Source organism: Pseudoalteromonas sp. C8 (genome assembly GCF_011378685.1).
GTDB classification, from domain to species: Bacteria; Pseudomonadota; Gammaproteobacteria; order Enterobacterales; family Alteromonadaceae; genus Pseudoalteromonas; species Pseudoalteromonas arctica.
On sequence record NZ_WTKT01000011.1, the window covers coordinates 63,816 to 76,217 of the forward strand.

9 protein-coding genes are annotated in these 12,402 nt (G+C 39.2%); 6 read left to right on the top strand and 3 right to left on the bottom strand.

From position 1 onward, the window contains the following. Positions 1-15: 15 nt before the first annotated feature. Positions 16-720, bottom strand: coding sequence for a 2OG-Fe(II) oxygenase (locus tag GQR39_RS12155; protein WP_165735729.1), 705 nt, complete (start codon positions 718-720; stop codon positions 16-18). Positions 721-753: 33 nt separating this feature from the next. On the opposite strand from GQR39_RS12155, the gene GQR39_RS12160 reads away from it, so the two are divergent. Together GQR39_RS12160 and GQR39_RS12165 are read left to right on the top strand one after the other, a co-directional pair. Beyond that, positions 754-1,152: an acyl-CoA thioesterase gene (locus GQR39_RS12160; RefSeq protein WP_010554810.1), complete on the top strand. Its 399-nt coding sequence runs from the start codon at positions 754-756 to the stop codon at positions 1,150-1,152. A 143-nt stretch (positions 1,153-1,295) separates the two neighbouring features. Beyond that, the gene (locus GQR39_RS12165; protein ID WP_024593443.1) at positions 1,296-1,811 is read left to right on the top strand and encodes a sigma-70 family RNA polymerase sigma factor; all 516 of its coding nucleotides are present in this window, start codon (positions 1,296-1,298) and stop codon (positions 1,809-1,811) included. Between the two features lie 79 nt (positions 1,812-1,890). On the opposite strand, the gene GQR39_RS12170 is transcribed toward GQR39_RS12165, so the two are convergent. Both GQR39_RS12170 and GQR39_RS12175 read right to left on the bottom strand, forming a co-directional pair. Next, the gene (locus GQR39_RS12170; RefSeq protein ID WP_165735730.1) at positions 1,891-2,775 is read right to left on the bottom strand and encodes a metallophosphoesterase; all 885 of its coding nucleotides are present in this window, start codon (positions 2,773-2,775) and stop codon (positions 1,891-1,893) included. Between the two features lie 54 nt (positions 2,776-2,829). Then, positions 2,830-5,526 (bottom strand): TonB-dependent receptor, encoded by a 2,697-nt coding sequence (locus tag GQR39_RS12175; RefSeq protein WP_165735731.1) that lies wholly within the window; start codon positions 5,524-5,526, stop codon positions 2,830-2,832. Positions 5,527-5,956: 430 nt separating this feature from the next. Between GQR39_RS12175 and GQR39_RS12180 the strand changes: the two genes are divergently transcribed. From GQR39_RS12180 to GQR39_RS12195, 4 genes are all read left to right on the top strand, one after another. Next, positions 5,957-6,931 carry an aldose epimerase family protein gene (locus tag GQR39_RS12180; RefSeq protein ID WP_165735732.1) on the top strand — a complete coding sequence of 325 codons (975 nt, stop codon included), beginning with the start codon at positions 5,957-5,959 and terminating at the stop codon, positions 6,929-6,931. A gap of 187 nt (positions 6,932-7,118) precedes the next feature. Continuing rightward, positions 7,119-9,866, top strand: coding sequence for a TonB-dependent receptor (locus GQR39_RS12185; RefSeq protein WP_165735733.1), 2,748 nt, complete (start codon positions 7,119-7,121; stop codon positions 9,864-9,866). A 196-nt stretch (positions 9,867-10,062) separates the two neighbouring features. Further along, positions 10,063-11,589: a tryptophan halogenase family protein gene (locus tag GQR39_RS12190; RefSeq protein WP_165735734.1), complete on the top strand. Its 1,527-nt coding sequence runs from the start codon at positions 10,063-10,065 to the stop codon at positions 11,587-11,589. Positions 11,590-11,601: 12 nt separating this feature from the next. Further along, positions 11,602-12,363: a SapC family protein gene (locus GQR39_RS12195; protein ID WP_010554817.1), complete on the top strand. Its 762-nt coding sequence runs from the start codon at positions 11,602-11,604 to the stop codon at positions 12,361-12,363. Positions 12,364-12,402 lie beyond the last annotated feature (39 nt).

Genomic DNA, 12,402 nt, shown 5'->3' on the forward strand with positions numbered 1-12,402 from the left:
ATAAGTTTTGGTGCGCTAACTCTTTGGCGCACCATATATTTGTTCTGCACGGTTAAACAATACCCACGAGGTTAAAATATACTTATCGTTTGATACTGGCTTATTGCCTCTATGGGTATGTGTAAAGTAGCCTGGGGCTATTACCATAGTGCCTTTTTTAGGTGCTATTTTACGATTTTGATAGTAAAACTCCGTTTCACCGCCTTCATCAACATCGTTTAAATAAAACATAAATAACAACACGCGATGCAGTGCTTCATTATGCTGTAGCTGCGGATAAACCTCACTGTGCCAGTAAGGGTAACCACCTTTATTTACTTCGTATTTTTGCGCTTGAATATTACCAAGTCTAAAAATTTGCTGAACTAGCAAAGGTAATTGTGGTTTACCCACTTCTTCAAAATTCTCTTGGGTTAAATCGACTACTTCACCTGCTTTTGGGTGATAGACCTTTAAGCCAAACGCCCCAATCATCATAAAAATATGCTCTTCAACATACTTAAAAACATGCTGTGCAGTCGTTTGTTGTATATGTTTTAATTGTTGTGCATATTCGGGGTGATTATTTAAGTGTAGGTCGTGACTGTCTTTTTTCTTTAAGTCGACACCGCCCGATGTTACCCCTTGTTTTACATGCGGGCTTTGCGCGAATGTGGTAATAAATTCATCGCAAAACTCATCGCTTAATGCGTTATCAATAACGCGTATAAAGTCCGTCATGGTTTACCTTTATATAATTATTATTGGATTTTTATGTTTATTGAAAAAGTGATGCCGCGCTTTAGCGAAACAGATGCACTCGGACACATTAACAATACCGTACTCCCTGTCTGGTTTGAAGTCGCACGTGGACCTATTTTTAAGTTTTTTACACCAGACTTAAACCCGCATGATTGGAAATTGATTATCGCCAAAGTTGAAGTGTCGTTTGTAGGCGAATTATTTTATGGCCACGAAGTGACCGTAAAAACCTCTGTAGAACATATAGGCACTAGCTCTTTTACGCTTAGACAGGAAGCATGGCAACACGATAAATGCTGCGCAATAGGCAAAGCTGTGATGGTGAGGTACGACTTTGTTGCTAAATCAAAACAAGCGCTTAGCATTGACGAAAAAGCAGCGCTTAACGAGCACATTACTGCTGAGTCGTAACTTAGCTAATAAATGACCTTTTAGTGACAAACGCTTGGTTTGTCATATTCTTAGCATAATTGAATGCTAGATTAATCCTCTTAAATATAACGACTGATACAGTTGTTTTTACTTTTGAATTAAGAGGTTTTTAAAGTCATTTTATGATTATCGAATCATTTTTTGAAAAATTATATACCGAGCACAATAGTGAACTAAACCGTAGAGTCCGTGACTTCTTTGGGGCAAGCCTTAGCGACCATGAAGATTTAGTGCAGGAAGCATTTAGTAATATGTTATCGCATCAGCATATTGATAAAATAGAGTTTCCGAAAGCTTATCTGCTTCGTTCAGCTATTAACATTGGTTTAAATTATCGTTCTCGTTTTAAAAACACTCAACATTTTTTAGACGATACCCGCGATAATATTGATGAACCACTATGTACACAAGGTAGCCCTGAGGATCTATGTAGCATGAATTTGCGAATTGAATATATTTCAGATGCGATGAATACGCTTACAGATAAGCAGCGAGACCTTATAGTACGTAGTCGTATTCATGGTGAAACATATCAACAAATTAAAGTGGCAACAGGGTTTAGCCTAGGTGATATAAGCCGCCAAATGCAAAGTGCTATTGAGCAATTGCATAGCTACATAAGTGCCAAAAATGCGTGACTAAGTTCCCTAGTCACGCTAATCCTCTCCTTGTACGCGTTATTATATAGAGCCATAGGTTATCTTCGTTTTATTGCGGTTATTTAATAGGAAGAACCATTGAAGGCTGCCTCCCTTGACCATTAATTTTAAGTTGGGTTGGCGAAAATTCAAGAGTGCTAAATGCAGTTGTATCGGTATCAAGCATCGCATGAAAAGTCACGAAGTGAATGCCGTCTTTTTTTGCGTAATTACCTACATGGTTATGACCATTAAACCATGCTTTTACGGCTGGATACTGGCTAATAAGGGTTAGCACTTCTTGCGCGTTCCATAGGTTATGATTGTTCTCAGGAAAAATAGGAAAATGACTCAGTAGCACAACAGGTTGCTCTTTTACTTGCGCTACTTTTAGCTTTTCTTCTAACCACTTAAGCTGTTTTATACCAATTGCGCCATTCCAATCTTCGTGCCCTTTATATTGAGAGTTAAACAAGGCCATATTTTGTTTATGCTTTTTACTATTTGTAGGCCATGCGTAAGTACTTACATCATTGCCATCTAAAGCAATAAAGAGCCAATTATTTATTTCAAAACTGTAGTAGCGCGATGGCATGTTTAAAGTGTTAGTTATGCGCATTTTAAACTTATCATCTACCGAGAATTCATGGTTTCCTAATACATGATAAAGGGGAGCGTTAAGTGACGATGATATTGTATTTAATGGGGTAAAACTTTTAAATTCACGGTCGATAAAGTCGCCTAAATGTAATACTCCCGATAAAGGCAGAGCATTAAATTGCTCAACCGCAGTGCTGAACTTTTGAGGGCAAGATGTATAGTGTCGAGTACCTTTATTGGCTTGTTCTGCATATTGGCAATCGGCAACAATACCTAAAGTAAATGTGTCATTTGCAGCAATTGATGGGCAACAAACCAAAAGCAGGAATAAATTAATAAGTAATGAAACAGTGTGTTTTTGCATAACTTTTTTCCTTAAAGTTACTGGCTGCAAAAGCAGCCAGTTTAGAGGTGAGAGCTAAAATTTATACGACATACCTAACGCAAAATTACGACCACTTTGTGAGTAAGATTGGGTTCTGTGATCGAGGAATTGTCGAATCGCTTCGTCGGTTAAGTTCGTTGCTTCAAAGGTTATTTTTACTTGCTCTGTAATATTCATGAACGATTTAAAATCAACAAACGTTGTTTCATCGTATCCGGCAACAATGTTTTGCTCTGAGCCTTCCCCTGTAATGTATTCATCACGATAAGAGCTCGATACACGCATGCCCCAATGCGGCGTTTCATAATAAAGGGTAAAGTTGTGAGACAGCTCAGACAAGCCAGGAGGAGTAACACTGATGCGCTCACCTTCGTTAAACAAAATAGTTTCGCCATCTGCAATGGTTACATTACCGAGCATTCCTAAGTAATTAAACGGCTCGGGTAAAAAATCAAAGTCCATTTGAAACGCAACTTCTAAACCAGTAACATCTGTAGAATCACCATTTATAGGTTGTGAAACGGTAAACTCAGATTGCGCATTTACGCGCGGGTCAAAATCTAAAAACTCTAGAGGGTAACCCGTTTGCTCATACGGTAGGGTCACTGATTGCTGGACAATAAATGACTCCATATCTTTGTGAAACACTGCAATAGCTAAGCTTGATGAATCACCATAAAACTCAAATGATGTTTCGAATGAATCAGCAACAAAACGCTCTAAATTAGGGTTACCAGCACTAATAAATTGATCTGCAACGCCCACTTGCCCAGCCGCTTTTAATTGATTTAAATTTGGTCGAGAAATATTGCGATTTGCACCAAAGCGGACTAACCAATTATCAGAAATATCAGCAACAACATTTAAGCTTGGTAGTAAATCGGAATAGGTTTTACTAAATGCAATTTGCTCAAAACCTGCTCCTGTATTAACTTCCCCGCTCGATGTTTGTTCAGTTTCGTACCAACGCAAACCTAAGTTACCTCTAATTGGGAAGTTACTTATTTCGGTGTTCCATAAATACTGTGCATAAACCCCAATAGTATCTTCTTCAATTTGATATACAGTACCAGGGCGATTATGAGAGGCGTCTAACTCTCGAGAAATTAAACCTGTTGCAACAACACGCTCAAAAGTAGCTTGGTTATCTGCAATAACATAGTCATGTAATATTGGGATGTTTGTTATTTGGAAAACAGCTTCAGGTGAATTTGGGTTGTTTTCCCAATCAACACGGTCTCTGCGTTCAAAGCCATCTGATTGATAATTTTTAGACTGTAGACCAAACTTAAATGAATGCACATCATTGAGTTCGTAATTAAAATCGACTTGATACGTGTTGTATTCATTGCTTATTTCATCTTCGCGGACATCAGTTCGCATTAATGCCCACTGGTCAACGTCGGTAATATCAAAGTCGTAAGTATTTTGACCATATTTAGCATTGCGCCAATCAACAGAAAACGCATGGTCGACAGATTCACTAAACACTTTATCGTTTATAGGTTGCTCAAAAGTAGATTTTGATAAACCAAACATGGTTGTCATGTATAGTTTATCGGTTAGTTCAAAATTACCACTGAGTGATATTTGGTGAAAATCAGTTTCGCCAAAACTTACCTTTGACTCGGTACGTAAATCAAGACCTTCAAATGAGGCGTATACTAAATCGTCACCTTCAATAGCTGCACCAACGAGTAACTGATTTGCCGTCACATCGCCAGTAAATGCGTTTGTGCCCGCTGTTGATAATTGGTTCTCAATGCGATCGTTAGATAGCTTTCCGTACAAAATATCCAAATCAAAAGACATTGCATCAGAAGGTTGCCACTGAAATGCAGCGGTAATACCGGTACGTTTACGTGTATTAGCCCAAGATGCAATGTTATTAGCGCGAGATACAAACACTCGGTCATTGCCCGTGGCGTTAACTAAACGGTTTTTGATATCGCCATCAACTGAATCTGCAACATTATCATCACCAAAGCTCGCTTGTTTCCAAGACCACACATGATAGCCTTCTTCAATTGTATCTACTTCAGAATAAGCAACCGATACGAGCGCACCAAAATTCCCCCAAGTATTTGATATCAAACCAGCAAAGCGAGGGTCTGAATGCTCTGTTCTATCATTATAAATACCTTTTACACTTACAGCACCTTGTAGCCCTTCTTCCGAATTATCAAAAGGTTTTGCAGTATGTAAATCAACAGTACCGGCAATACCTCCTTCATCTAATGACGCATCATACGATTTATACACATCTACGCGATTAAACAGTTCTGAGGCAAAAATACTGAAATCAAAATCTCGAGAGCGAGATGCACCACCACGTTGGTCAATACCTGAATCGCTTGTAAAAAGTGCTTCCATGCCATTTAAGCGTGTGCGTGTAAAATTAGGGCCTAAGCCACGTAGCGATATTTGACGACCCTCACCTGAGTCGCGTGAAATAGATACACCTGGTACACGCTGTAATGACTCAGCTAAGTTGGCATCAGGGAATTCGCCAATGTCTTCAGCTAATATGCTGTCTTGCGAGCCAATGGCATTTTTTTTGAGTTCTTTACTACGGGCTAGGTTAGAGCGGTAGCCTGTTACCGTGATCGCTTCCATTTCCTGCTGAACTTTATCACTTTGAGCTGCATGTATAGGGCTGCTTGCTAATATGAATGTGCCAGATACAGCGCTAACTAATATGCTCAGTTTATTAAGTTTAAATGGGATCATAATTCCTTTCTTCTCTCAGTTAATGTTTATAAATACTAAAAACAAAGTGCACACGCAGCGATTAAGCTGGATTAAATGGTGCAGACATCAACTAAACAAAGTAAGGCTGAAAATTTTCCAAATAAAAGAGTGGTTTAATAAAACTTTAACATATTTCGATTGATTGTATTTTCTTAAGGTTATGATTGTATTTGTCTTTTTATTTATTTTATGTGTTAGTTAATTAGGTGTGATTTTTTGGGGGTTAAAAACAATAAGTATTTAATTTACTCGCCTTATGTAAATAATAATGGCAGCTGTAAATTTTTGTCGTGATTTTTTAACGCATTTGGATTGAGTTATAAGCGCTAGTTATATACTATTTATATTATATATTATTGCGCCGTTATAACAGGAAATGTTAATTCGGTAATTTGATTGGAGAATGCGTGTGACATCTATTGCCAATAACCAACCTTTACAAGTTATTCAGCTCAGTGATGGTCAAAATTTAACAGCTGAAATTTTGCCATTTGGCGCAATAATAAAAAGCATTAAATTTAAAAAACAAGAAATGACGCTTAGCGTCGATGATCCTCAATACTATCTTGAAAACCCATTTTATCTTGGCGCTACAGTAGGTCGATACGCTAATCGCATTGCAAAGGGGCGTTTTAGCTTATCTGGTACACAGTATCAACTAGAAGCAAATAACGGCCCTAATAGCCTGCACGGCGGCGTTAAAGGCTTTAATAAAGTACTGTGGCAAGTAACCAAACAAACTGAAAGTGAAGTTGAACTTTATTATTGCTCGCCCGACGGCGAGCAAGGTTTCCCCGGTGAGTTGCAGGTTTGGCAAACTATTAGCGCTAAAAACGGCGAGCTTACTCTGCACTTTAAAGCGCTAACCAATAAAGAAACGCTCGTTAACTTTACCAACCATTGCTACTTTAATCTTGATGGCAGCGAATCAATTAATGAACACCTTGTTCAAGTTAATGCCAATTACTATCTTCCTATCGATACAACAAGTATTCCACTTAATGAATCCGCTTTAGTTACAGGCACCTGCTTTGACTTTACTAAGCCAGCTCAAGTTGGTGAGGCCTTAAGCGCCGTTCATCCTCAGCTAGAAGCTGGAAATGGCTTTGATCACTGCTATATTTTTAATGATGACAGCAGTTTAAAGACGATGGCTACATTAACTTCGCCACACACGAAGGTTAATTTAACCCTTAAAAGCACTCAGCCAGGTATGCAACTATATACTGCTAACTTTGTTGGTGCGCCTTTTAAAGCACGCCAAGCTTTGTGTTTTGAAGCGCAAAACTGGCCTGATGCGCCAAATCGTGAAAATTTCCCAAAAGCTAATTTATTGCCGGGAGAGGATTACGAGCAGGTTATTATTTACTCTTTTTCTGAGTGAATGCAGCCTTCCAATGTTAATTTAAAGAAAATTAAAAGCAAAAATACGGTGATTAAATGCTATCTATAATTCAGGAAAAGGTTGCACTTTTTGCTGTTTTAAAGTATTTATAATATAAATAGTATTTGAAACTATATGCACTACCACAACGACACAACGACTACACACAATCAGGAGTTTTTAAAAAATGATAATTAACAATAAGTTATCGTTCAACAAGAAAACCGCGCTCAGTATTGCTATCACTGGTATATTGGCAAGCGGAAGCGTTGCAGCTCAAGGCGCTGAAGGCGACACACCTACAGTAGTAAATGAAGATGTTGAAGTTATCGCAGTAACGGGTATCCGCAGCAGCTTACGTTCATCAATGTTAGATAAAAAAGCATCTAATGTTGTTACAGACGGGATTAAAGCAGAAGATCTTGGTAAATTTCCTGATTTAAACGTAGCAGAATCTCTGCAACGTATTACAGGTGTAGCAATTGACCGTAGTGGTGGTGAAGGCCAAGCGGTAACTATTCGTGGTTTTGGTCCACAATTTAATACTGTACTTGTTAATGGTCGTCAAATTGCGACAGACAGTGCAGGGCGTGAATTCAACTTTGATGTATTAGCTGCAGATCAAATCACCGGTGCTGATATTTATAAAAGTAATACAGCAACGCTTCAAGAAGGCGGCATTGGTGGTACGGTTAACGTAACTACAGCACGTCCTTTTGATTTTGGCGGTTTACATATTTTAGGTTCAGTTAAAGGTATGTACGAAAGCCTTTCTGAAGAAGTATCTCCATCAACATCATTCTTAATAAGTAATACGTTTAACGATGACAAGCTAGGTGTGCTTTTTGCCATCACTAATCAACAACGTAAACTTCAGAATAACCAAATTTTAACGGCTGGTTGGCGCGGTGGCCAAACAATCTCTAATCCAACGGATGGTGTATTGTTTGAAAATGCCTACATTCCACGTAACTGGGATCAAGTTGTTGATGAGCAAGACCGTGAGCGTACAAACGCAAGTTTAGTACTACAATATGCACCGTCTGACGATGTTACGATTACTGTTGATGGCATGATTTCAAAATTTGAAGTTGATTCAACAGTACGCGATTTAGCATCGTGGTTTGAACCAGACCGCGTAGGTAGCGCAACAATTGATCCTGAAACAGGCACGCTTTTAACTTTCTCCCAAGAAGTGGGTTTGGGCGCACCAAGTGGCGATCCGGCAAGTGACTTTGTATCTCACACACGTAACTCACGTGATGTAACTAATAAAGCATTTGGTATTAACGTTGACTGGCAAGTCAACGAGTCATTAAAAGCAAAATTTGACGTATCTCGCTCAACAGCCGAAAACGACCGTGCGGGTAGAGATCGCTTTAACGTTGTAGGTGTTATCAATAGCTATACTTTTGACGGTACAGGCAGCATTCCTACTGTACAGCATGATGGTTTTGAAAATGGTTCGTTGCCAGATCCAAGCCTAGCGCGACTTCATTACAACGAAATTGGTAATCAATTTACAGATGAAGATGAAATTACTGAAGTAAAAGCCGATTTTGAATATGTGCCAGATAAAGGCCCCGTTGATCGCATTAACTTTGGTGCTTATCGCCAAGAACGTGAAAAATCAAGCTTTCAAATCTTTGGTAGTCAATGTCAGTTCTGTGGTTATGGTACACAAGCACCACTTGATGCAATTGATTTTGAAGCTTATACAGCGAGTAACTACTTCCCTGGTTTAATCGATACATTTTATAGCTACGATGGCGATAAAATGCTTGATTACTTAGCCGATCAAGGTTTCCCAGTAGAGCCAACACTACAAAATAACCGTTACACAATTAACGAAGACATCACTAGCTTATACATGGACTTTACGCTTGGTTTTGACCTTTCAGATATGCCTGTAACAGTTAACTTTGGCGCGCGTTACTCAGAAACTGATATTGAAGTTGCTGCAATACAAAGCTTTATTAGCGATGTAATACCAACATCTGACGCAACATTGTTTCAGAATGTTTTTGGGCCTGCAACGAACATCGAGCAAGGCACTAGCTACTCAAACTTATTACCGTCTTTCAATGTTAAGTTAGAGCTGCAAGACAACATGATTTTACGCTTTGCAGCGTACGACAGTATCACTCGCCCAACTATGTCTCAGCTATCTCCTGCGACAAACTTTAACGAGCCACGTCGTCAAAATTTAACGGCAAGTGGTGGTAACCCAGCACTTAAACCATTCCAGTCTGAAAACTGGGATATTTCTTACGAGTGGTACTACAACGATGCTAACTTATTTAGCTTTGCAGTATTTAGTAAAGAAGTAGATGACTTTATTGTTACTCTAACAGGTGCAGAAACATACGAAATGTCTGACCGTTCAGGTCCTGATTTTGCGTGTACTACATGTACAGACCAAACAGATGACGAACTTATTGGTAGCTCAGAAGTTTACACTGCAAGTCGTCCTCAAAATGGTGAGTCTGCAACTGTAACCGGTTTTGAAGTCGGTGTTACTCACATGTTTGAAAATGGCTTTGGTTTTATTGCCAATGCAACTGTTGTGAATAGCGACATTAGTGTGGGTGACGATACTACACAAACATTTGCACTTGAAGGTTTAGGGGATTCACAAAACTTAATATTTTTCTATGAGCAAGAAAACTGGCAAGCACGTGTTGCATTTAACAACCGTGAAGGCTTTTTACGCTTAGTTGATAACGGCTTTAACGGTGAACCAGTTAACGTAGAAACTTACGGTCAGTGGGATATTAGTGCAAGTTACGATATTAACGAAAACTTCACTATTTTTGCGGAAGGCATCAATATTACTGAAGAAGAGCTAGTACAAACAGGTCGTTTTGCTAACCAAATCTATTCAGTAGAAGATAATGGCTCACGTTACGCGTTTGGTATTCGCGGATCGTTTTAATTAATGATGGAGGCGTATTTTTTCGCCTCTTAGTTTTCATTACAGCACCGAGGTGCTAATACCAATTAGGTTAATTTAGCAGTAATGTATATTAGTTAACCTAATTGGCTAAAATGAATTCACATTAAATCAAAATGCCCTAACGGGCATTTGCTGTATAAAACGTTATCAAAAAATACTCAAAGAGTAGTCCATTATGAATAAAGCAATAAAAACAGTAGCGGTAGTTGGCGGTGGTACAGCAGGATGGCTGAGCGCTGCAATTATAGCTTCGTATCACCAAGGTCAAAATGGTGACGGCTTAAAAGTGATGTTGGTTGAATCGTCAGACATTCCAACTATTGGCGTAGGTGAAGGTACCTGGCCCACGATGAAAAACACACTTCAGCAAATAGGCTTGCGTGAAGTTGATGTGTTTAAAGCCTGTAATGCTACCTTCAAACAAGGCGGGAAGTTTGTAAATTGGACTCATGGCAATAATGACTTTTACTACCATCCATTTACTGTACCGCTAGGCTACGGCCGTATAGATTTAGCCCCATATTTAGATAATGTTGAAGACTTTGCACAGCAAACTAATTTTCAACATGATATTTGCGAAGCAAGCTTAGCCCCAAGAGGTATAGCGCAAGGTGAATATCAAGGTAATTGTAATTACGCTTATCACTTAGATGCCGGCGCTTTTGCAGAAATGCTTAAACAGCATTGTAAAAGTAAGCTTGGCGTAGAGCATATTATTGGTACTGTTGATCAGGTAAAGCTTGATGACGATGGTGCAATAAATGTGCTTACTCTAAAAGATCAAACCCGCACTATAAACGCCGACTTATTTATAGACTGTACTGGTTTTTCATCATTGTTATTAGGCCAAGCGCTCAACGTACCGTTTAAAAAAATGGACCACGTGCTATTTAACGACAGCGCACTGGCTATGCAAGTCCCTTACGATGAAAACGAGCAGCTTCTTGCCAGCCATACCATAGCAACAGCGCAAAACGCTGGATGGATTTGGGATATAGGTTTAACGCACCGCCGAGGTGTAGGACATGTCTATTCAAGCAAATTTTTATCAGACGATGAAGCAGAGCAAAACCTAAGAAACTATTTAGGCGATGCAGCAAACGGTTTAACTGCCCGTAAAATTAGTTTTGAATCAGGATACCGTGAGAAGTTTTGGCATAAAAACTGTGTTGCCGTTGGTATGTCAGCAGGGTTTGTAGAACCGCTTGAAGCAACCGCTATTATGCTTGTTGAAATTTCAGCACGCTTTGTAGCAGAGCATATGCCAGCAGATACACAAGTAATGCCTATAGTAGCTAAACGCTTTAACGAGCAAATGGATTACCGTTGGCAGCGTATTATCGACTTTTTAAAACTGCATTACATGCTAACCAAGCGCCCAGAACCTTACTGGCAAGCGCATGTACAGACCGACACTATTCCACAAACCCTACAAGAAGATTTACTGCTTTGGGGAAGCCGTGGCCCACTTATCCAAGATTTTCATGGCGCTTTAGAGTTATTCCCAGCTGCCAGCTACCAGTACGTGTTATATGGCATGGGTTTTAAACCAGACTTTACTAAGCAAGCATATTTGTACTCACAACATGTGCAAGCCAAACAAATAATTGAACGTAACAGCCAGCTTACACAGCAGATGTTGCAAACTTTGCCACCTCACCGTGCTTTTATAGAGCAGTGGTTAGCAGCTAACCCAGTTTAAGGATGTGTAACTATGGCTATTAGTGAACTAGTAAACACCAAACACCAAACATTAAAAATTAACCCCAATGCAGCCGTTGAATACGCAAAAACGCAGCATTTAGTTAATTTAAGAGCAAATGAAATAGCAAAAGCAGCCTGCGACTTACCTATTTTTTTAGCACGTAATACACAAAATGGCAGTTATACAGTATCAGCGTTAACCAGCTTTAGTGCAGGTCAAAGTTTATTGGTTAATAACAACCAATGGCAGGCACTTTACACGCCGGTATGTATGCAAACCCAGCCTCTTTATTTAATGACCCGAGAAGCAAATAGTAGCGATTATTTTATCGCGATTGATGATCAAAGCTCAGCCGTAAACACGCAGCAAGGTGAGGCACTATTTGATGCTAAAGGTAATCCGAGTTTATTTTTAAGTGCACAGCAAAAACTGTTAGAAAGCGACTTAAAAAATGACTATCAAACGTATCAATTTACCCAAGAAGTTGCGCGGTTAGGGCTCATTAAAAACATAGATATTGTATTGCAGTTTGAACAAGGCGAAACCCAAACTATTCAAGGTTTGAGCACCGTTGATGAAGACAAACTGCAAACATTAAATAGCGATACCGTTGCAAACTTACACAAGCAAGGTTACTTGAGTGTGCTTAACAGCATGCTTATTTCACTGTTTCAGTTAAATGCATTGGTAAAGCTGCATAACCAACGTCCCGAACTTATGCCTTTAAAGCAAATTAAGTTAGAACTAAGTCGAGATGCGCACGCGCTGTAGCGTGCACTTTTTTATTACACAGACATTGCGTATAACGCG